Origin of the sequence: Micromonospora sp. GCM10011542, assembly GCF_042650685.1 — a bacterium.
Lineage (GTDB): Bacteria > Actinomycetota > Actinomycetes > Mycobacteriales > Micromonosporaceae > Micromonospora.
This window is the reverse complement of the sequence record NZ_JBHSBO010000017.1, coordinates 1-21,198: the sequence shown is the minus strand read 5'-3', so window position 1 is coordinate 21,198 and position 21,198 is coordinate 1. Positions and strand designations below refer to the sequence as shown.

The following is a 21,198-nucleotide window of genomic DNA, read 5'->3' as shown; positions in this document are numbered from 1 at the left end:
CCAACCCGCCGCCCGCGCAGCCTGACCCCAACACCGTGAACGTTCGTGGTCAGAGCACTAGCTTCCCTAGCTAGCCGCGATCCGCCGGCCCTCCCTCCCGTCGGTAGATGTCCCCGAAGGTCGTCCTTGGTTGGGCGTCGAGGCGCGGCCGATCGGCAGTGCATAGATCGTCAAGCTGAGCATAGGAGCAAAAGGGTGCACTTGAGGCAGACCATGATCCCCTCCATCGCGATCGCGGTGGCCATGACAGTGGCGGGATGCGGAGGAGCCACCGAGTCCACCGCGGCGAGCGCTCCGAGCCAAAGCGCCAGCGCGGTCCCATCGACCCCGCCGCCCTCGGCACCCGCAGGGAACAAGCTTGGCGATGCGATTCCCTTTGACGAGAACACCTCGACCATCACGTTCTACGGCTACAAGCACAACGCCACGCAATTCGGAAAGCCATCAGACAGTGCCTATGTCTATGGCGCGATCGACCTCAAATACTGCCTCAAAAAACTGCCCAAGGGATACTCCGCTGTCTCGATTGGCACCTCAAACTGGGTATTGAAATTCGGGGACGCTTCAATCAAGAGCACTGGCCACGCTGGCGGCAACGGCATGAAGCCCGAGTATCCCGACCGGAAGGAAATCAAGGTCGGGACCTGCGTTCGTGGTTGGCTTGAGTTCAAGGTACCCAAGGACGGAAAGCCGACTGCGGTGGAATATACGCCAGCAGGGGCTCCCGAACCAATCACTTGGACTCCGTGACCTTACCGTTCCAGCACCTGCGGCTGAGAGCCGGCCGAGGCACCCGGCCCGACACGGGCGCGAATCATCGACCTGACCCGGACGACCCCACCTTGAGATTGTTTACTTGGGGCAGGTGTGTTTGTGAACAGTTATTGCGGTTGGGGCAGCAATAACTGGACACAAACCCTTCGACTCGACGATCGGTAGAGCTATGGGCGTACGTTGATGCCGCATTGTCCGCTGAATTATGGACTTTGTCCGATGAGGACGTTGTCCATCCGCTGACTCGTCATGCCGGGCTTCCTTGGCGTTGTACGGCCACGGTGGCCGCATCCATTCTTGAGACGGAGCCGCCAAGCCATTCTCGGCATCCTTGCAACATTTTCTTCGGGAACCTCTTGACGCGGCAGCGCCGTCCCGACGCAGCTCAGAGGGCATATCCGATCGATGGATATGGCCTCTTTTCGCGACTGAGTGTCTAACTGAGTGTCTACGCCTCATCGTCGAAGATTTTGGGGTCTTCTGCTGGGTTCGTGGGTCGGTGGTGATCATCTTCGGGGTAGTTGGGGTCGGTGGCCGCCGAGGCTGAGCATGGCTAGGGCGATGAGGGCGTCGGGTGAGTGGAATCCGAAGGCCATCCGGGTGATGAGGCGGATCTTGGCGTTGACGGACTCGATGCGGCCGTTGGACAGGCCGTGTTCGATGGACGCGAGGATGGCGTCGCGGTGACGCACCACGCGGCGTTGGAGGTCGACGAAGATGTCGATGCGGCTGCGGCGGGCCCAGCCGATCCATTTGTCGAGGGCGTCGACGGCGGCGCTCGGGCTGGTCTTGGCCAGGCTGAACACGTAGCGCAGGCCCTCCTTGAGGGCCCATGCCCGGTGCAGACGGGGGTGGGTCTTGGCGATCCAGTCGAGGGTGGCCCGCTGGGCGGGGGTGAGGTTTTCCGGGTTCTTCCACAACGCCCAGCGGGTGTTCTTCACCATCCGAGCCTCACCGACCGCGACGCCGCGACGTCCGGCTCCACGGCCGGTGGCCTCGTTCCAGACCTGTCGGCGGACCCGGTCGACGGCGTCGGTGGCCCAGGCCACGACGTGGAACGGGTCGGCGCAGCGGACCGCGTGCGGGCAGCGACGGCGGATGACCGTGGTGATCCAATCAGCGCCGTCGGCGGACACGTGCGTGATGGCCGCGGCACGATCCGGGCCGAGCAGGTCGAAAAACGCGTGCAATGTGGCAGCGCTCTTGCCCGGCGCGGACCAGACCAACCGGCCGGTGTCGTGATCAACGACCACGGTCAGGTACCGGTGGCCCTTCTTGTAGCTGACCTCGTCAATACCAATACGACGCAGCCCGTCATACCGGTCCTGCAGGCCACCGGTGTCGGCCCACACCCGCGCGAGGATCGCCCCCACGGTGCGCCAACTGATCCGCATCAACTGCGCCACCGCCGACTTCGCGGTATGCACCGCCAACCACGCCACCGTCGCGTCGAACGCCCGCGTGTGCCCCGCCCCATGCCGAGCCCACGGCACCGCCGCCACGACCACCCCGTGCACCCGACAGGACACCCGAGGCGCGTCCGCCTCGATCACCGCCCGCACCACACCCAAATCCAACGCCCGCCACCGACGACGAACCCCGCCGTCATAACGCGGACACCGCTGCCGGCAATGCGGACACCGCCGCGACGCGCCCTTACCCACCCGCACCCGAGCTACCACCACCGACTCGTCCGGATCGAACTCCACACCCTCGACCACCGCCTGCTCGACCCCGAGCAGCCCAGCCCATACCCTGGCAGAACGCACGCCGTTCTCCCGCCCATAAAGTTCTGACCTTCGACAAGCCAGAACCTAGGCAGGACAACGGCGTGCGCCATAAACGACGCACCGAAGCACCCACAGATGCGTCACAAGACCCAGATTTTTGTCCATGGCGACGGCCCCGGCCAGGAGCACGGGCCGAAGTTGGTGCCGGTAGACGCTTTCGGTGACGGTTGTGCCGGAGTGGCCGCAGAGGTCGGCGATTTGCTCGATGCTCACGCCGCTGTCGGACAGCAGAGACACGAAGCTGTGTCGCAGCTCGCGGGGTGTCCAGTCGCATGGGTCAAGGCCCGCCCTGGCGACGACGGGTCGGAAGGCCCGAAGCACGTCGTGCCGATCGAGGGTAGTGCCGGCGGTGGAAGCGAACACGAGGTGGTCAGCGGAGGGCTTGCCCTGGCGCTCGTGGTGGGTTCTGAGCGTGGTAACGCATCGGGCTCGGGCGGTCGCCACGACCGAGGGGCACTGCGCAAAGTGCCACGACGATGCGCTTGACCTTGTCCCGCGCCATGGCCCGATTGACCGCGCGGTTGAGCAAGGAGTGGACGAGTCGCAGGGTGCGGGCGCTCAGGTGTTGGGCTTTGCCTATGAGCCAGCGGTCCACGTCGGTGGCGCTGAGGTCTCGCAGCTTTCTCGCGCCGAGATCGCCGATGATGTGCGAGCGCACGAGGGTGCTGTAATTCGTCTTCGTATTCTCGGACTGGCGACTCAGGCCGTAGACGCAGGGTGCGGGCCAGCCGCAGCAGGGCCCCGGCCAGCAGGGGCAGACTCAGCCGAGCCAGGCTGAGACGGCCGCCCAGCCTGCCGAGGCGTTGCGCCAGGCCGGTCGCAACCTTTGGGACCATCGCGACCGTGATAGCGCACCAGGGGCCGGGCTCGCAGCAGCAAAAGCAGTAGGAAACTGGGGGCCTGCCGGCACCGGCCATTCATCAAGCAGCCCGCCCGGCTACAGCAAGATCCCCACGCGGGACCTCGTCGCGCGGTATTCCGGGTGTGTAGAACAAACGGCCCATCCGCGGCGTGTCTTCCACGTCCACTGTGGGCACGCCTCTTTGCCGGGGGACATCTGCGGCGTCAGCGAGAAGTCAGCCGAAGCGTTGATAGCCGATCGAAGAGCTCACCCGGCCGTATCGCAGTGAAGCTGCTGAGCGGCAACGACGCCGCGCTCCGGGGCGCTTGACCTCCCAGTGACGTCCGAAGTTGTCACCTGTCGCTGCTCCCAATACGGCTAGCGCCGTCCGACATCTCGGACCGTCGAACTCCGCCGCAGCACCTCGGGTAGCATAGACGAACGCGGTTGCGGTTCGCCTTCATGGAGCGCGCCGGTGTGCCGTTATCCGGGACGCTGATCCCACACGCAACGCCCTGACCAGGCACTTCTGGTTGGAGACCTCTTCGGCGGGCCCGAAGGCGTCAGCGATGGTGGCTTGCGCTTCGCGGGCGACGTCGCCGACGGCGGTTTCTGACCCGCCGCCACGTGTGGGTTGATCTCAGGCCCGCCGGCTGGCGCGGTGGCGCCCCGGTCTGCCGAGCGGGGCGCCACCATGCTGTCATGCGGTGATCACTGCTCGGCGTTGCTCGGCCGACCCCACGGCCCGGTGATGGCGAACACGAAGCCAGGGGTCTGGATGTTGGCGTAGAGGATCTTGCCGTCCTTGCTGAACGTCGGGCCGGTGAACTCGCTCGTGTTGAGCTCGTTGCGGCCGATCGGGTAGGCCTTGCCCTCGTCGGTGACGCCGACCAGGTGCGAGAGACCCTCGCCGTCCTCGGCCAGGATCACCCCACCGTACGGGGAGACGGTGATGTTGTCCGGACCATCGTAGTTGGTGTCCTGGTCCGGGTCCGGGTTCACGCCGAAGATGGTCTTCAGCGTGATCGTCTCCGACTTCGGGTCGTAGAACCACACCTGCCCGTCGTGCTCGTTCACGCTGCCGTCGTCGTGCCGGGCGAAGCTGGCGACGAAGTAGGCCCCACCGTCAGACCACCAGGCGCCCTCAAGCTTGTGGCTGCGGGTGACCTGGTCGTCGGTGAACTGCTTGCGCACCGAAACGGCTGTCCCGTTGCGGTCGGGCACCTCGACCCACGTCACGTTGTACCGGGTGCCCGGCTGGGTAGCCTCGGCCAGATCGGCGATGTGCTTGCTGCCCTTGAAGCAGTTCATCGCCTGCAATGTACCGGCGGTGTCGCCGCCCAGGCTGAGCGCGAGCGCCCGCAGCGCGCCCTTGCCACCGCGGAAGCCGGCCGGCGGGGTCCAGCGGAAGTACAGCCCGTTCGGGCCGCCCGCGTCCTCGGTCTCGTAGATCGCGTGGGTGTCCGGGTCGACCGCGACGGCCTCGTGCGCGAACCGGCCGAGGAACTTCAGCGGCACCGGGTTCTTGTTGGCCTCGCGATCGAACGCGTCGACCTCGAAGACGTATCCGTGGTCCTTCTGGAACGCCCCGCCGGCACGCTGCTCGGTCTCCTCGCAGGTCAGCCAGGTGCCCCAGGGGGTAACACCACCGGCGCAGTTCTGCACCGTGCCAGCCACGCTGACATACTCGCGGACCCGGTTGCCGTCGGAGTCCACCTCGATGTTGGTGGTGCCGCCGCGCGCACCCGGGTCGTAGGTCAGGCCCGGCAGGGCTGGCACGCCGTAGGGCTCGTCGCCGCCGATCTCGTGGTTATTGACCAGGACGCCGCCGTTCTGGCTACGGAAGAAGCCGGTGCCGTCGGCGTCGCTCGGGGTCGGCTCGCCCGATTCGAGCAGCGTCACCCCGGCCTGGGCGACGATTTTGTAGGAGAAGCCGGGCGGGAGGGAGAGCAGCTTGGCCGCGTCCGGAACGAGGGCGCCGTAGCCGACCGACCCGCGGGCGGCTTGGGCGGCACCGGAACCGGCGATCGCCTCGATACTGCCGGCGAAGACGATGCCGAGGCCACCCGCCGCGCCGGAGCGCAACAGGTTGCGACGGGAGATGGAGGAGGTCAAGGGAGAACGTCCTTCCGCTGAAGATCCATACGTACGACCCGACCCAAGTCCTCCGATGTGAATGCCTCGCAGGTGGCGGTAGCCATTTGCGCGAACACGCGGCAAACTCCCAGGTCGGATGCCGCTTCGCGGCTCCACGCGGAAGGTACCGTGGCCTCCTCTCGGCGACGCGGCATTCACGGTGCTGATGAGGGCGAGGGCCGTCAGGCGGCGGGTACCGCCGCCTACGCGGCGAGGCGGACATCGACATTCGGTGGGTCCGCAGTCATATCGACGTTCGCGACCCTACAAGCGGGCGGCGGCTGTTCAGCCGCGCCGTGCTGTCCGCGCTGACGCGGTTGCTGCCCCGCGCACTGCGTGCGCACCGGATCGTCACCCCGGCCACGGCGTTCACCTAGAACGCGGACCTCACGCCGTTCACCGCGCTGCCCAACCGGACCTCGCTGACCGCGGGTCTGAAGACCCCGCCTGCCTGCGGCCTGGACACCCCGGCTCCGCAGAACCCCAACGCCGCAGCCGCGCCGTCGGCGATTGTGCCGGCGGACAAGCAGAAGGAGGCTGGCAGTTAACTTTGTTAAATGTGAATGCGCAGTAATCTGTCAGCACTTGGTTCACGGCGTGAAGCAGGCCGCCGGGGCGGCCGGGAGAGGATGGCGGCGGACGTGGACGCCAGACGCACCACCGTGCGCGACATGCGTCGTGCCAACCGGTCGGTCCTGCTCACCCGGATCTGGCTGGACGGCCCGCTGAGCCGCCACGAGCTGGGGCAGTCCACCGCGCTGAGCCTGGCCAGCGTGAGCAACCTGGTCGGCGAAATGATCGCCGAGGGCCTGGTCGAGGAGGCCGGGTTGGTCGAGTCCGACGGCGGCCGCCCCCGGGTCCTGCTACGGGTCGCCCCCGGCTACGGCTACCTGGTCGGAGCCGACGTCGGCGAGACCCGGGTGCAGGTCGAACTCTTCGACCTGGCGATGACCGCCCTCGCCAAGGCGGAGTACCCGATCGCCGCCGCCGAGCCCGACCCCCGGCAGGTCACCGACCACCTGCTGCACGGTCTCACCGCGGTGATCGAGCAGGCCGGCATCGACCCGGCGGCGGTGCTCGGCTTCGGCGTCGCCGTCTCCGGCACCGTCGAGCGCGCCGCCGACGCCGTGGTGCACGCGCAGACCCTCGGCTGGGACGGTGTGCCACTCGGTGCCATGCTGCGCGCCGGCACCGACATCCCGGTGCACATCGACAACGGCGCGAAGACCCTCGGCCAGGCCGAGATGTGGTTCGGCGCAGGCCGCGACGTCCGGCACGCGGTCGTTGCCCTGGTCGGCTCCGGCGTCGGGGCCTGCGTGATGGCCAACGGCGTGGGCTACCGCGGCGCGCACAGCAGCGCCGGCGAGTGGGGGCACACCACCATCGTGTACGGGGGCCGCCGCTGCCGCTGCGGCAACCTCGGCTGCCTCGAGGCGTACGTCGGGGCGGAAGGGGTGCTCGACCGGTTCCGCCAGGCCAACCGCGGTCGCCCGGCGACCGGCGGCGACGAGGAGACCGCCTTCGGCGAACTGCTGCGCTCCACCAGCCGCACCGCCGCCAAGGTGCTCGACGAGACGGTCGGCTACCTCGGCGCCGGGGTGGCGAACCTGGTGAACCTGTTCAACCCCGAGCGGGTGGTCCTGGGCGGCTGGGCCGGCCTGGCCCTGGGCGAGCGCTACCTGCCGCAGATCCGCGAGGTCACCGCGCGGCACGCGCTGCGCCAGCCGTACGCCCAGACCTCGATCGAGCTGTGCCGGCTCGGACCGGACGCGGTCGCGATGGGCGCGGCCACCCTGCCAATGGCCCGGCTGCTGCGCGACGGCGGCGTGCCGCGCGAGCCGGCCGCCCGGGTGACCTTGGCGCCGGCGCTGACGGCGCGACGGCCCCGGTCGCGGACCCGCTGAGCCACCAGGCCGGCGGCGCGAGTGCCGCCGACCCGGCCCCAGCACAGGACGGGAGGGTCCACTTCTGCTTGGCCCCGCTGGTGCAGCTCCAGATCTGCGTCTTTGACGCCCTCGGCGGGGCAAAGGAGTGGCGGGAAGGCACCTTCTCACCGACTGGCTGCGGCCGTCGATATTTCGCAAGCAGCACCACGGGTCCGGGTTGCGGTACTCGGGCGCTCTGATTAATCGGGCCAGCGTCGGAGCTGCCTCCGGTGCTGAAAGTGTCGTCGGGTGCCCGAGGAATGTTTGTGTAGTACTCGATCGTTCGACGTTCTCTCCGCGATGAAGCACGGTGGACGCCAGTGCGGCCGCCCGGAGATCCGGAGCGGCCGCCCCCGAGCGGCCGGGTCAGCGCTCCCCGCGCACCCGCCGGACGGTGTCGCGGTACCACTGCGCGCTGCGCTTCGGCGTACGCCGCTGGGTGTCGTAGTCCACCCGGACAATGCCGAACCGCTTGTCGTAGCCGTACGCCCACTCGAAGTTGTCCAGCAGCGACCAGGCGAAGTAGCCCCGCACGTCCGCGCCGGCCTGCCGGGCCCGGGCCACCGCCCGCAGGTGCTCGGTCAGGTACGCCACCCGGTCGTCATCGGCCACGAACCCGTCGGCGTCCGGCTTGTCATCGAAGGCCGCCCCGTTCTCGGTGATCACCAGCGGCACGCCCGGGTAGTCCCGGTGCAGCCGGACCAGCAGCTCGGTGAAGGACTCCGGCACGATCTCCCAGTCCATCGCGGTGCGCGGCAGGTCCCGGCGGATCACCCGGCGCACCGGCTTGCCGTGCTCGTCCCGGTCCCGGCCCTGCTCGTCCACCCCGGAGTGGACCTGCCCGAAGTAGAAGTTCACGCCGAGCACGTCGATCGGGGCCGAGATGACCTCCAGGTCGCCCTCCTGCACCGGGACGCGGACCCCCTCGGCGGCCAAGTCGGCCACCACGTCCTGCGGGTAGGAGCCACGGAACACCGGATCGAGGTAGAGCCGGTTGCCCAGCCCGTCGGCGGCCCGGGCGGCGTCCCGGTCGGCCGCGCTGTCGGTGGCCGGGTCGGCGGTGGACAGGTTGACGGTCAGGCCAAGCTCGATCGGGGTGGCCGCCGCCGCACGCAGCCGCTGCACCGCCAGCCCGTGCCCGAGCAGCAGGTGGTGCGCCGCGGCGATCCCGTCGCCCAGGTTCCGCCGGCCCGGGGCGTGCAGGCCGTACGCGTACCCGAGCATCGCCGAGCACCACGGCTCGTTCAGCGTGGTCCAGGTCTTCACCCGGTCGCCGAGGGCGCCGAAGACCAGCTCCGCGTAGTCGGCGAAGCGGTAGGCGGTGTCCCGGTTCGGCCAGCCGCCCGCGTCCTCCAACTCCTGCGGCAGGTCCCAGTGGTAGAGCGTCACCCACGGGTCGACCCCGCGGCCCAGCAGCTCGTCCACCAGGCGGTCGTAGAAGGCCAGCCCGGCCGGGTTGGCCGGCCCGCGCCCGCCCGGCTGCACCCGCGGCCAGGCCACCGAGAAGCGGTAGGTGTCCAGGCCCAGGTCGGCGATGAGCGCGACGTCCTGCGGCATCCGGTGGTAGTGGTCGCAGGCCACGTCGCCGTGGTCGCCGTTGGCCACCGCCCCGGGGACCCGGCAGAAGGTGTCCCAGATCGACGGCGTCCGGCCGTCCTCGGCCACCGCGCCCTCGATCTGGTACGACGAGGTCGCCACCCCCCACCGAAAGGTCGGCGGCAGGGTGTCGATCGGGTCGGCCTGCCCGGTGGTGGTGGAGTGGGTGAGGTCGGTGTCCATGGTTCTCCTTGCGGTAGCGGGTCGTTCGGTCGGACGGGGAGCGGGCGTCAGCGGGGGACCGGTGCGGCGACCGGGTGCAGCCAGCAGGCGACGTCCCGGCCCGGTTCGGCGGCGCCCAGCGCCGGCACCTTCTTGTCGCACGGGTCGAACGCTTTCGGACAGCGCGGGTGGAACGCGCAGCCCTCGGGCATGGCCCGCAGGTCCGGCGGCGAGCCGGGAATGCCGGTCAGCTCGCGGCGCGGGCCGCGCAGCGCCGGGAAGGAGTGCAGCAACCCCTCCGTGTACGGGTGCAGGGCCCGCCGGTACAGCTGGGCGGCGGGCGCCTCCTCGACGATCCGGCCGCCGTACATGATGGCGATCCGGTCGGAGAACTCCACCAGCAGCGACAGGTCGTGGGTGATGAACAGCACCGCGAAGCCCAGCCGCTCCCGCAGCTCGGCGAGCTGGCCGAGGATCTGCCGCTGCATCACCACGTCCAGCGCGGTGGTCGGCTCGTCCATGATGACCACCTGCGGCTCCAGCGCCAGCGCCATGGCGATCATCACACGCTGCCGCATGCCGCCGGAGAGCTGGTGCGGGTAGCTGTCCAGCCGGTCGGCGGCGATGCCCACCAGGCGGAGCAGGTCCCGGGCCCGGGCCAGCCGGCCGGCCGCCGTGCTCTTCGGCTCGTGCGCCTTGATCACGTCGAGCAGCTGGGTGGAGACCTTGTGCACCGGGTTCAGCGAGTTCATCGCGCCCTGGAACACGATCGAGGTCTCCGCCCAGCGGAACTGTCGCAGCTGCGCCGGGGTGAGGGTGAGCACGTCGACCGGCGGGCCGTCGACCGGGTGGTAGACCACCTGGCCGCCGCTGACCACCCCGGGCGGCGGCAGCAGCCGGGTCAGCCCGTACGCCAGGGTGGACTTGCCGCTACCGCTCTCGCCGGCGAGCCCCAGCACCTCGCCCCGGTGCAGGGTCAGGTCGACGTCGCGGACGGCGTGCACCGCCGCGTCACCGAGCCCGTAGTCGACCCGCAGCCCGCGGATCTCCAGCACCGGATCGCTCATGGTGCGACCTCCTCTCCTCGGGGGGCCGGCACCGCACGGGTCGGGGCCAGCACGGGGGTGAAGCCGACCCGCATCCGCACGGTGTGCCCGTCGGCGGTGCGGATCCGGGTCTTGCCGGCGCTGCGCAGCCGGGGGCTGACGAACTCGTCGATGCCGAAGTTGATCAGGGCGAGGGCGGTGCCGAGCACCGCGATGGCCAGCCCGGCGGGGACGAACCACCACCAGGCGCCCTGCGCGAGGGCCTGCTGGCCCTGCGCCCAGAACAGGATGGTGCCCCAGTTCCAGGACGAGATCGACGAGATGCCGATGAAGGCCAGGGTGATCTCCGACATCACGGCGAAGATGACCGTGCCGACGAAGCCGGACGCGATGATCGCGGTGAGGTTGGGCAGGACCTCGAACAGAATGATGCGCCAGGTCCGCTCGCCGGTCGCCCGGGCCGCCTCGACGTAGTCCCGGCGCCGCAGCGACAACGTCTGGGCGCGCAGCACCCGGGCGCCCCACGCCCACGAGGTGCAGCCGATGATGAGCGCCACCAGTGTGTCGCTGGCCTGCTCGACGATCGACGTCACGATGATGATCAGCGGCAGCGCGGGAATGACCAGGAACACGTTGGACAGCGCCGACAGGCCCTCGTCGGCCGCGCCGCCGATGTAGCCGGCCGTCACGCCGATGAGGATCGACAGGATCGTCGCCAGCACGCCGGCGACCAGACCCACCACCATGACGCTGCGCGCGCCGACCAGGATCTGGCTGAAGATGTCCTGACCGAGGTGGGTGGTGCCGAACCAGTGCGTGCCCGACGGCGGCTGGAGCACGTCGCCGCTGCGCGCGTCCGGGTCGTACGGCGCCACCCACGGCCCGATCACCGCGAAGAGGCAGTAGATGCCGAGGATGGCCAGGCCGGTGGCGGCCTTGGCGTTGGCGACGAACCGGAAGCGGCGCCGCTTCACCCGGCCCGGCGCGGCCGATGGCTGGGCCATCGCCCCCTGACCGGGGATGACCTGCTCGATGCTCGACGGAGAGATTGTCATCGCTCAGCTCTTTCGGGTCCGCGGGTCGAGAAGCAGGTACGCGACGTCGGCGAGCAGGTTCGCCACCAGCACGGAGATCGTGATGATCAGGAAGATCCCCTGCATGAGCGGGTAGTCCTTGGCGCCGACGGCCTGGAAGAGCTGGTAGCCGAGACCCGGGTAGGAGAAGACGATCTCCACCAGCAGTGTGCCGCCGACGATGAACCCGAGCGACAGGGCGAAGCCCGAGACGTTGGGCAGCAACGCGTTGCGGGCCGCGTAGCTGAGGGCCACCCGGCGCTCCGACAGCCCCTTCGCGTGCGCGACCGTGATGTAGTCCTCCGAGGAAACAGTGACCATCATGTTGCGCATGCTGAGGATCCACCCGCTCATCGAGGAGACCAGGATGGTGGCGGCGGGCAGGATGCTGTGCTGGATCGCGCTCGGGATGAAGTACAGGTCGAACGCCGGCACGAGGCCGGACTCGTAGCCGCCGGAGGACGGGAAGAAGCTCCCCGGGCCGGCGAACAGGGCGATGGCGACCAGGCCCAACCAGAAGTACGGGATCGAGGACAGGAACGTCGTGGCCGGCAGCAGCCCGTCGACCCAGGAGCCGCGCCGCCAGCCGGCGCCGACGCCGAGCGCGGTGCCGAGGAGGAAACTGATGATCGTGGTGATGCCGACCAGGCCGACCGTCCACGGCAGGCTGTCGCCGATCACCGTCGACACCGGCGCCGGGAAGAAGGTGAACGACAGCCCCAGGTCGCCGTGGAGAAGTTGCCCCCAGTAGTCGAGGTACTGCTCCCAGACGTTCTCGTTCGCGTCCAGCCCGAACAGCACGCGCAGCGACTCAATGGCGTCGGCGCTGATCCGGCCCTGGTTGCGCGAGATGAGGGACTGCACGGGATCGCCCGGGACCAGCCGCGGGATGAAGAAGTTGAGCGTGATGGCCGCCCATGCGGTGAACAGGTAGAAGGCCGTGCGCTGCAGGAGGAATCTCATCGGGTCTCCTCCAGGGTGGCGGTGCCGTCCCGCTCGACGGCCGCCGGGGGCGGGGGCACGGCCGGGTCGGCGTCGGGCGCGGCGGAGCCGGGGGTGTCGGCGGCGACGGTGTCCGGGTCGTAGAGCCAGCAGGCCGCCCAGTGGCCCGGCCGGTCGCCGATGGTCAGCGTCGGCGGCAGGTCAATCGTGCAGCGGCGCATGGCGTGCGGGCAGCGGGGGTGGAACCGGCAGCCGGCGGGCGGGGCGATCAGGCTCGGCGGCTCGCCCTGGCCGCGGTCCTCGCCGGCGGCCGCGTCGACGCCGGCGCCGTCGCCGGTGATCCGCTCGGGGTCCGGCGCCGAATCGGTGAGCAGCCGGGTGTACGGGTGGGCCGGGTTCTGGGTGACAGTCTCGCTGTCGCCACCCTCGACCATGCGGCCCGCGTACATCACGATCGTCTCGTCGGCGAAGTAGCGGGCCGAGGCGATGTCGTGCGTGATGTAGAGGATGGCGATGTTGAGCCGGTCCTTGAGGTCCTGCAGCAGGTTGAGCACGCCGAGGCGGATCGACACGTCGAGCATCGAGACCGGCTCGTCGGCGAGGAGCACCTCCGGGTCGGCGCCGAGCGCCCGGGCGATGGCGACCCGCTGCCGCTGGCCGCCGGAGAGCTCGTGCGGGAAGGCGTCCAGGTAGCGCTCGGGCGGGGTGAGGCTGACCCGGGTGAGCAGCTTGCCGAGGGCCGCCTCCAGTTCCGCGGCGCCGCGCCCGGCGTTGCCGTGGATCCGCAGCGATCGGGTGAGGTGGTAGCGGACGGTGTGCACCGGGTTCAACGACGCGAACGGGTCCTGCAGGATCAGTTGGACCCGCCGCACGTACGACCGGAACGGACGGCCGCCGCGCACCCTGGTCGACGTGCCGTGCAGGCGGAGGTCGCCGGCGGTGCGGGGGTAGATCTGGGCCAGCAGCCGGGCCACGGTGGACTTGCCGGAGCCGGATTCCCCGACCAGCGCGGTCACCCGGCCGCGACGCAGCGCGAACGATACGTCGTCGACGGCGTGCACGACGGCCGGCGTCCGGGAGAAGAAATCACGCAGCCGCCTGCGGACGGGGAAGTGCTTGGTCAGGCCGACGGCCTCCAGCACCACCTCGTCGACCGGCGCCGCCGCGCTCTCGCTCAACGTCATGCCGAGTTCCTGTCTGGGGTCGCGATGTCACGAACATCGGTGTCCGCCTCCCCGGCCGGCCGGGGCCGACCGGGGAGGCGGAAACGGGGGATCAGCTACCGGCGGGCTTCAGGTGCAGGACCACGTCCAGCGCGTTGGGCTGGGTGGGCTGCATGGCGCCGTACGGGTCCGAGTCGTCCGGCCAGCCCGTCCAGTTCTTCGTGCTGTACGCGCCGCCGATGTTGTCCGCGCCGACCGGGATCATCGGCATCTGCTCGACGAAGATCTTCTGCAGCGTGGTCATCGCGGCGGTGCGGGCCGCCTCGTCGGTGGCGTTCGCGTAGGCGACCAGGGCGTCGGTCGCCTCCTTGTTGTTGAAGCGGCCGAAGTTGCCCGCGGGGGAGGCGGTGCCGATCGGCTTGAGCTGCCGGCCGTCCATGATCGTCCGGTAGATGTCGTACGGCGTGGCGCCGCCCTCGGTCCACCGGAAGGTCGCCTCGAAGTTGCCCTGCTCGACGTTGCGGAACCAGGCGTCCTGGTTGGCCTTGTCGACCGTCGCGGCGATGCCGATCTTGGACAGGTTGTCCTTCACGATCTCGAGGCTGGTCTGGTAGTCGGACCACCCGGCCGGGTCGGTCAGCTTGATCGTCACGGCCTTGCCGGTCTTGTCCTTGAGGGTGTTGCCCTCGAGCTTGTAGCCGGCGCCGGTGAGCAGCGCCTTGGCGCCCTCGACGTCGACCTTGTGCTCCTGGCCCTTGAACTCCGAGGCGATGAACGCGTCACCGGCCGGGCTGGGCAGACCGGTCACGCTCTTCACCAGCGGGTGGAAGTAGCCGGCCTCGGCCGTGGTGAAGATGTCCTGGCGGTCGATGACCATGTTCATGGCCCGGCGCAGCGTCGGGTCGTCGAACGGCTTTTTCGTGGTGTTGAGGTAGAGGCCGTGGATGCCCAGGATCGCGGGCGCCCACATCTTGTGGTGCTCCTGGTCCTTGGCCACGAAGACGGTCTGGTAGTTGGGGATGAAGACGAAGCTCCACTCCGACTCGCCGTTGGCCAGCGCGGTGGTCTGCGCGCTGTTGTCGGTGTAGGAGGTGTAGCGGAGCTCCTTGACCTTCGGCAGGTCCTGCCAGTAGCCGCTGTCGCGCACCGTCAGGGTCATGCTGGCCGGGGTGAACGACTTCAGGGTGTACGGGCCGCTGCCGACGGGCTGCTTGACGGCGTCGGTGGTCGGGTCGCTGATCTTCTCCCAGATGTGCTTGGGGACGATCGGCACCCGCCACAGCACCTTCTGCTGGTTCACGAACTGCGGGCTGGCCATCTTGATGGTGACCTCGTTGCCGCTGGCGGTCGCGTCCGTGTAGGGCACGCCCTGGTCGTTGAGCGCCGGGTACTTCTTGACCAGGTTGTAGGTGAAGGCGACGTCCTCGGCGGTGACCTTCTGCCCGTCCGACCAGGTGGCGTTGTCTCGGATAGTGACCTTGACCGAGGTGTAGTCCGACGACCACTCGGCCTTGGTCGCCAGCCACGGCTTGAACGGGTCGGCCGGCTTCACCGGGTTCCACATCATCAGCGGCTCGAAGATCTGCCAGCGGTAGCCCAGCGAGGCCGCGGCGGACGTGGTGAGGAACGGGTTGTTGTTTTCGGCCTGCGGGCCGTTCGGCATGCCGACGTTCAGCACCGTGGCGGCCTGGCCGTTGTTCTTGTTCGCGTTCGGGCTGTCGCCGCACGCGGCGACGCCGGTGGCCATCGCGCCGGCTAGCGCGACGGCGAGGAACTGCCTTCTTCTCATGGAGGTCTCCCTCGGTGCTCCCGCAATCCTCGAGCGGGATGTGGTGGATGGAGGGTGTGCGGTGTTACCAACGGTGGGCGCCGTGCCCGCCGGTGTGGGTGGTGGATACAGCGGTGGAGAGGTCAGGTGGTGCCGGTCGAGGCGCGGACGGTGAAGCTGGTGGGGATGACGGTCGGGGTGTCGGGCAGCGGCGTGCCGGCCAGGTGGGCGATGAGGGTACGGGCGGCGGCCGCTCCCATCTCCCGCAACGGCTGGCGGACCGAGCTCAGCGGTGGATGGGTGTGCCCAGCGAGGGGCAGGTCGTCGAAGCCGACCACCGCCACGTCGTCCGGGACCCGCCGGCCGGCGTCGCGCAGCGCCTGGAGCGCCCCGGCCGCGGAGAGGTCGTTGTGCGCGAAGACGGCGTCGAACGGCACGCCGTCGGCGAGCAGGCGCTCCACCGCGGCCCGCCCGCACTCGAAGGTGAAGTCGCCCTCCACGACGAGGGCGGGATCGATGGGCAGGCCGGCGTCGGCGTAGCCGTCCGCGAAGCCGGCCAGCCGCTCCCGGGTGCACCCGAAGCGGCGCAGGCCGGTGACGACCAGCGGCCGCTTCCGCCCGTGCGACAGCAGGTGCGCCGCCGCGGCTCGCGCGCCGGACTCGTTGGTGGTGCGCACCGACGGGAAGCCGGGCTGGTGGCCGCGGTCGTCGATGAGGATGACCGGCAGGCCGCGCTCGTGCAGCTCGGTGATGTAGTCGAGGGTGCCCTCCGGCTCGACCACGAGCAGGCCGTCGAAGGACTTCGCGGAGACCTGGGAGGCGAACCGCCGCATCGACTCGTCGCCGTTGGTGCAGGTGAACAGCAGCATGCCGTACCCCTCGGCCTCGACCACGTCGGCCGCGCCCTGGAGCACCTCGCCCATCCAGGGCCAGGTCAGGGCGGGCACCAGCATGCCGACCACCCGGGTACGCCCGCGGGCCAGGCCGACCGCGCGGGCGCTCGGCACGTACCCGAGGGCGTTGATGACCGCGCGGACCCGGTCGGCGGTGCGGACGCGCACCTCGCCCTTGCCGTTGAGCACCCGGGAGACCGTCGTCTTGCTCACCCCCGCGCGGGCGGCGACATCGGCGATGGTGATCGGCACGTCACGCTCCCGGGTCGAAGGGGTGAGGGCGTTGTTTCGGAACCGGTTGCGGAAGCGGTTCCGTCGCAGTCAACCGAAGTGGCGGCGGTCACGTCAATAACGGCCGCGTAACAAAACAGGGCTAAGTTCGACACCTGAAAAAAGTGCCCATGGACAGCGCGGCCGATCCAGGGTGTGGTCAGCGTCGATGCGAGAAAGCCAGGCCAGCCGCGAGGCGTGCCGGCGCCTACAGCTCCGTTGCGTGGAGCGTTGGCAAGATCGAGACAGGCTTGAGCAGTGACGTCATCGACCAAAGTCGGCGTTCGCCGGGTTCCGGTTCCCGCCGGACGTGATCGTGGTCGCATCCGCTGGTACCTGCCGTTCAACCTGTCCTATCGCGAGGTTGAGGAGTTGCTGGTCGAGCGCGGCGTGGAAGTGATCACGTCACTGTCTACCGGTGGGTGCAGCGGTTCACGCCGCTGCTGGGCGACGCGGCCCGCTTTGCCGGCACTCGCCAGGCGACAGGCGGCTCGTTGACGAGACGTACGTCAAGGTCAACGGAGTTTGGCGGTATGTGTACCGGGCCGTCGACCAGTACGGGCAGGTCATCGACGTGCTCGTCTCGGCCCGCCGGGACGCCCCGGCTCGGCTCGGCTGTTCTTCCGCCGGGCGCTGTCGGCATTGAAGGTGACGCCCGCGGAGGTCGTCACCGATGCCGCTGCGGTCTACGCCGGCGTGCTGGATGAGCTGATCCCGTCGGCGTGGCACCACGTCGAGCAGTACGCAAACAATCCGGTAGAGGTTGATCACAGCCAGCTCAAACAGCGGTTGAGACCGATGCGCGGGCTACGAACGGACAAGACAGCACAGGTGATCATCGCCGGCCACGCCCCGCCCGCTCTGCGGGTCGCCGCTGCGTTCACCGAACTCGCACGCATCAAGTGAAGCCACGACGTAAGGCATCAAGCGGAGTACGACAGCCGGCCGTCGGCGAAGTGGACGCTCCTGATTTTCGCAAGACCTGTAGATCACCATCTGCAAGACTCGGCTCGTGTCTGAGAGCGGTGGGCAGCGTGATGTGACGGTCCTGTGGCGTCCGACAGGGCCGAAGGAGCTTGAGTTGGTCGCTGCTTCCAGTTGGCGTCGGTGGCCACCGCGGCTGCCCGACCAGCCGATCTTCTACCCGGTGCTGAACGAGGACTACGCGGTGAAGATCGCCCGCGACTGGAATGTCGCGGCCTCAGGCGTCGGCTATGTGACGAGGTTCGCCGTGGATTCTGCCTTCGTTGCTCGCTATCCCGTCCGGCAGGTCGGTGGCCAGACGATCCTGGAGTTGTGGGTGCCAGCGGAGGAGCTGGAAAAGTTCAACGACCACATCATCGGCAAGATTGAAGTGGTCCACGAGTTCCGGTGACCTTGTCCTGGTCGATGTCTGGTAAGCGCGGGTCGACCTCTCGGGCGGAGGCGACGGTGCGGGGGTCGTGGCCGCGTACCCAGCCGTCATCCGGTCGGCGGGTGGTGGTGGGTGCGGCCCAGGGCCAGTAGCCGGTGTCTGCGTCGGCGGAGGCTCCCGTGCCCGAAACCGTGGCCGGTTTCGGGCGCGAGAGGCAGCGTGGAGGAGGTCACGCGGCCCACAACGTCCCGGATGGCAACCTGTATGCGTGGATGCGTTCGCGGATCGGGTCGACGCTGCTTGGGAGTGGCTCTCCGCCGCCATTGAAGAAGCGCAGGAAGGGCGCTGGGTTCGTGATGCAGTGGAACGGCAGGTGATGAAGGACATCAGGGCCGCCACCAACGCGCTGCACGGTGGGCGGCTGGCCCCGTTTACCGAGGACCCGTGGCACGTGCGTATCGGGCGGATCGCCAACTGGGCGGGGGTGATCCGGTTGGCTGCCCGAGCTGGTGGATGGGAACTCCAACCCGTCGTCGGGCAGAGTCCGCCGCAGCCTGCGGGCATGGCCGAGATCCTCTCCGGCATCTACGCGGTCGGCGAGCAGGGCGAGCTATGGATGAAGCAGCTCCTCAGAGCGGGCGGGCCACCACCGGAGGACGCGATTGCCAAGGCCGAGGGCTTCCTGACCGGACCCGGCTCCATTGAGGATCTTGAGCAGCTCTTCTACGACTGAAACCATCGGGTACCGCTGTTCCGTCACGCTCATCTCAACCAACACTCGGCGGAGGTCACCCAGTTCCTGATAACGATGTGTCACGCAGGTCCCGAGACCCGACAAGGTTGATTCTGAGCTGCTCTACTTGATGCGTGATGGACTGATGTCCGATGTCGGATGTTGGGTGTCAGGAGTGGGAGGGTGAGGGCATCGGCGAGGACAGCAGGCGCATGATGCGGTCGTCGACCGCGTTCTTCATTGCCGGGTCGGTTTCGGCGTTGAACGCAGCCTCCTGTAGGGGTTTCGGCGGCGGCCGCACTGGCAGCTGCTCTTCGGCCGGCGGGGCGGTGAACCGGTCGGCCCGAAACGCCATCCCCAGGGACTGGTGTGGTCGTCCGGTGTTGTATCCGTGCCGGAACACATCGATGGCGGCCTGTGCCTCCTGCGGGGTGGCCCAGACCTCAACGTCGTCGAGAAGTTCGCGTTGCAGGGTTTGGTGGAATCGCTTCACCTTGCCGGTGGTGGTGGGTGAGCGGGGCTTGGTGAGCCGGTGGGTGATCCCGTTCTCCGAGCAGATCCGGTCGAACATCACCTCCCCACCACCGGCGTCGAACCGAGCGGTGAACTGCTTGCCGTTGTCCGTGAGCACCTCCTCGGGCACCCCGAACCGCTGCAGGGCCTCGGCGACGGCGAGACATACGGCTCGGCCGGTGGCTCGCCTGACGACCTGCGCGATGACGCAGAACCGAGAGTGGTCGTCGACCCGGTGACGACCTTCGCCTCGCCGCCGTCGGCGAGGCGAATGCCTCCGACGATGTCCATCTGCCACAGCTCCATCGGTCGTTCACGCTGCCAGCGCCGGTAGTCCTCTCGACGCCGACGGCGGGGAACCGGGGCGATCAGCCCGTGTCGGACCAAGACTCGGCAGATGGTGCTCAGCGACGGCACCGGGCCGGGGCAAGCGCGGCGGCCCAGCACGTAGTGCAAGCGCCGTTGGCCCCATCGGGGGTGGTTGCGGCGCAGTTCGCAGATCACCGCCTCCACCTCGGCAGAGGTGTGAGCGGGATGCGCATGCGGTCGGTGCGACCGGTCGTCCAGGATAGTCGGGGCTCCGCCGGCGGGTCACGGTCCGTGGGTGGTTGCGGAAGGAGCCATCCCGCCTGCCATCGACCCGGGCAAGCCGAGCAGACCACCGCCCGACCCGCCAGCGTCCGAACCTGCGCCCCAAGGTCCGCTTGACATGGCGGGCCGGGCGGCGGCCCGCTCCCCACGAGGGCGGGCCGACGGCAGCATCGGGATGGCGCAAGAGTCTCCGCACCGGGTGGTGAGGACCAAGCCGTTGATTCAGGTCAACACTCAGCGGCGATCCCGCTTCCCCTGACGACTGACGATCGGGGTGAGTACTAGGGTGCCGTCGTGACATCACGCGGATCGCGGGTCCTGCTCGCTCATGCCACGACGGTGCTCGTCCTGGTGGCGTTGTTCATGATTCTCGATGCTACCGCTGGCCCGGACGAGTATCTCGTCCTCATCTACCCGGTCTTCCCGTTGTTTCTCCTCGGACTGCCGTGGTCGCTGACCTTCATGAGCGATCCCGACGCCTACGGCCACGTGGGCAGCGGCCTGGGGATGCTGGTGGCACTCGGGCCGGCCGCGCTCAACGTGGTCTTTCATGGCCTGATCCGCCTGTTCTGGATCGTCACGCGGCCCGTCGAGAGGTGACAAGGAATGACCTTCACCAGTAGTCCGTGATCGCGTTCGGGACGAAGCGGTCGAGGCTGAGGGGGCGTTCTCTGTGCTGGTGACCGCCCCACGGCGACCTCACACTTAGCCAACACGACTATCCGGCGTGACCGCGTCGGCTGAGCGCCGCGTGCACAATCGGCGGCATGAGCACTAGCGGGCGGTCTTGCCGGGGCTTGCCCGCACCGTCGCCCGCCATCAGGCCAGCACCCAACGGTCGACCAGCGCGATGACCTGTGCCTGGTGCGTGGTGACGACCCCGAGGCCGGGGAAGTCGATGACGGCGCGATCGGGTGCCAGCCACGTCATCAGCCCGGAGGGATCCTCGAAGACGAAGCCGGCGGTGTCCGCGCGGACCTTCGCTCCTCGGTGGAAAATCAGCTGCAGCCGCCCACGAGGTTGAAGGCGGAATGTGACCCGGTCCTGGCCGCCGTAGCAGAAGCTCGGAGCGTTCCACTTCACATGTTCGGTGATGGCCAGGTCGGAGGCCAGGATCGCGGCTCTGAGCTGCAGTACGCCCTCCTTGAGGGGATGCTGCAGGTCGGTCAAGTACTGCTCGACGTCCGCTGACGGGGTGCCCATGCAATCCTCCTCAACCACGGATCCATCGACTGGCGTTCCCGCTCCTACCTCCCTGAGGTGACGGAAGCGGCGTACCCCGTACTAGGCGGTGTCTTCAAAGGATCTTGGTGTCGGATGATGTAGCGCGTGGGTCGTCGCTACGAGTTGTCTGACGTCGAGTGGGAAGCGCTGTCGCGGTACCTGCCGTCGGCGGTGACCGGTGGTCGGCCGCGAGTCGATGACCGGCGGGTGCTCAACGGGATCGTGTGGAAGATCCGAGCCGGGGCGGCGTGGCGGGACGTGCCCGCCCGCTACGGGTCCTGGCAGTCGATCTACACCCGTTTCCGCAGGTGGGCGCTCGACGGGACGTTCGCGCGGATGCTCGCCGGGGTGCAGGCCGACGCGGACGCGGCCGGGGACATCGACTGGCTGGTCTCGGTCGACTC

The 21,198-nt window shown here is 68.9% G+C and carries 16 protein-coding genes and 3 pseudogenes; 7 read left to right on the top strand and 12 right to left on the bottom strand.

Annotated elements, in window-relative coordinates; genetic code table 11:
• Positions 1-213 precede the first annotated feature (213 nt).
• Positions 214-750, top strand: a complete 537-nt coding sequence (locus ACFOW4_RS06015; RefSeq protein ID WP_377525254.1) for a hypothetical protein — start codon at positions 214-216, stop codon at positions 748-750.
• A 530-nt stretch (positions 751-1,280) separates the two neighbouring features.
• Here the strand turns inward: ACFOW4_RS06015 and ACFOW4_RS06010 are convergent.
• From ACFOW4_RS06010 to ACFOW4_RS06000, 3 genes and pseudogenes are all read right to left on the bottom strand, one after another.
• Positions 1,281-2,543 carry an ISL3 family transposase gene (locus tag ACFOW4_RS06010; RefSeq protein WP_377525253.1) on the bottom strand — a complete coding sequence of 421 codons (1,263 nt, stop codon included), beginning with the start codon at positions 2,541-2,543 and terminating at the stop codon, positions 1,281-1,283.
• Positions 2,544-2,588: 45 nt separating this feature from the next.
• Positions 2,589-3,273: pseudogene (locus ACFOW4_RS06005) on the bottom strand (tyrosine-type recombinase/integrase); the annotation flags it as partial.
• Between the two features lie 843 nt (positions 3,274-4,116).
• On the bottom strand, positions 4,117-5,520 hold the full coding sequence (locus ACFOW4_RS06000; protein WP_377525250.1) for an alkaline phosphatase PhoX: 1,404 nt from the start codon (positions 5,518-5,520) through the stop codon (positions 4,117-4,119).
• A 662-nt stretch (positions 5,521-6,182) separates the two neighbouring features.
• Here ACFOW4_RS06000 and ACFOW4_RS05995 point away from each other — a divergent pair.
• On the top strand, positions 6,183-7,445 hold the full coding sequence (locus ACFOW4_RS05995) for an ROK family protein (protein ID WP_377525248.1): 1,263 nt from the start codon (positions 6,183-6,185) through the stop codon (positions 7,443-7,445).
• A 387-nt stretch (positions 7,446-7,832) separates the two neighbouring features.
• Here the strand turns inward: ACFOW4_RS05995 and ACFOW4_RS05990 are convergent, their stop codons facing one another.
• From ACFOW4_RS05990 to ACFOW4_RS05960, 7 genes are all read right to left on the bottom strand, one after another.
• Entirely contained in the window at positions 7,833-9,245 is a 1,413-nt protein-coding gene (locus tag ACFOW4_RS05990) for a GH1 family beta-glucosidase (protein WP_377525245.1), read from the bottom strand.
• Between the two features lie 47 nt (positions 9,246-9,292).
• Positions 9,293-10,291, bottom strand: a complete 999-nt coding sequence (locus ACFOW4_RS05985; RefSeq protein WP_377525244.1) for an ABC transporter ATP-binding protein — start codon at positions 10,289-10,291, stop codon at positions 9,293-9,295.
• Entirely contained in the window at positions 10,288-11,325 is a 1,038-nt protein-coding gene (locus ACFOW4_RS05980) for an ABC transporter permease (protein ID WP_357111780.1), read from the bottom strand. The genes ACFOW4_RS05985 and ACFOW4_RS05980 overlap by 4 nt, the downstream gene beginning before the upstream one ends.
• 3 nt (positions 11,326-11,328) lie before the next feature.
• Positions 11,329-12,306: an ABC transporter permease gene (locus ACFOW4_RS05975; protein ID WP_377525242.1), complete on the bottom strand. Its 978-nt coding sequence runs from the start codon at positions 12,304-12,306 to the stop codon at positions 11,329-11,331.
• Entirely contained in the window at positions 12,303-13,469 is a 1,167-nt protein-coding gene (locus ACFOW4_RS05970) for an ABC transporter ATP-binding protein (protein WP_377525240.1), read from the bottom strand. Before ACFOW4_RS05970 ends, ACFOW4_RS05975 begins: the two co-directional genes overlap by 4 nt.
• Before the next feature lie 91 nt (positions 13,470-13,560).
• Positions 13,561-15,237, bottom strand: a complete 1,677-nt coding sequence (locus ACFOW4_RS05965; protein WP_377525238.1) for an ABC transporter substrate-binding protein — start codon at positions 15,235-15,237, stop codon at positions 13,561-13,563.
• Positions 15,238-15,359: 122 nt separating this feature from the next.
• A complete protein-coding gene (locus ACFOW4_RS05960; RefSeq protein WP_377525237.1) occupies positions 15,360-16,361 on the bottom strand; it encodes a LacI family DNA-binding transcriptional regulator in 1,002 nt (333 codons plus the stop codon).
• Between the two features lie 328 nt (positions 16,362-16,689).
• Here ACFOW4_RS05960 and ACFOW4_RS05955 point away from each other — a divergent pair.
• From ACFOW4_RS05955 to ACFOW4_RS05945, 3 genes and pseudogenes are all read left to right on the top strand, one after another.
• Positions 16,690-17,285, top strand: a pseudogene (locus ACFOW4_RS05955) (IS6 family transposase).
• A 106-nt stretch (positions 17,286-17,391) separates the two neighbouring features.
• On the top strand, positions 17,392-17,754 hold the full coding sequence (locus ACFOW4_RS05950) for a hypothetical protein (protein ID WP_377525235.1): 363 nt from the start codon (positions 17,392-17,394) through the stop codon (positions 17,752-17,754).
• A 247-nt stretch (positions 17,755-18,001) separates the two neighbouring features.
• Entirely contained in the window at positions 18,002-18,466 is a 465-nt protein-coding gene (locus ACFOW4_RS05945; protein WP_377525234.1) for a hypothetical protein, read from the top strand.
• Between the two features lie 241 nt (positions 18,467-18,707).
• Here ACFOW4_RS05945 and ACFOW4_RS05940 read toward each other — a convergent pair.
• Positions 18,708-19,546 (bottom strand): annotated as a pseudogene (locus ACFOW4_RS05940) (IS481 family transposase); the annotation flags it as partial.
• Positions 19,547-19,864: 318 nt separating this feature from the next.
• On the opposite strand from ACFOW4_RS05940, the gene ACFOW4_RS05935 reads away from it, so the two are divergent.
• Positions 19,865-20,170, top strand: coding sequence for a hypothetical protein (locus ACFOW4_RS05935; RefSeq protein ID WP_377525232.1), 306 nt, complete (start codon positions 19,865-19,867; stop codon positions 20,168-20,170).
• A gap of 219 nt (positions 20,171-20,389) precedes the next feature.
• On the opposite strand, the gene ACFOW4_RS05930 is transcribed toward ACFOW4_RS05935, so the two are convergent.
• A complete protein-coding gene (locus ACFOW4_RS05930) occupies positions 20,390-20,773 on the bottom strand; it encodes a DUF1801 domain-containing protein (protein ID WP_377525231.1) in 384 nt (127 codons plus the stop codon).
• 126 nt (positions 20,774-20,899) lie between these two features.
• On the opposite strand from ACFOW4_RS05930, the gene ACFOW4_RS05925 reads away from it, so the two are divergent.
• Positions 20,900-21,198 (top strand): transposase (locus tag ACFOW4_RS05925; protein WP_377525229.1); only part of this gene is annotated, 299 nt, incomplete at its 3' end.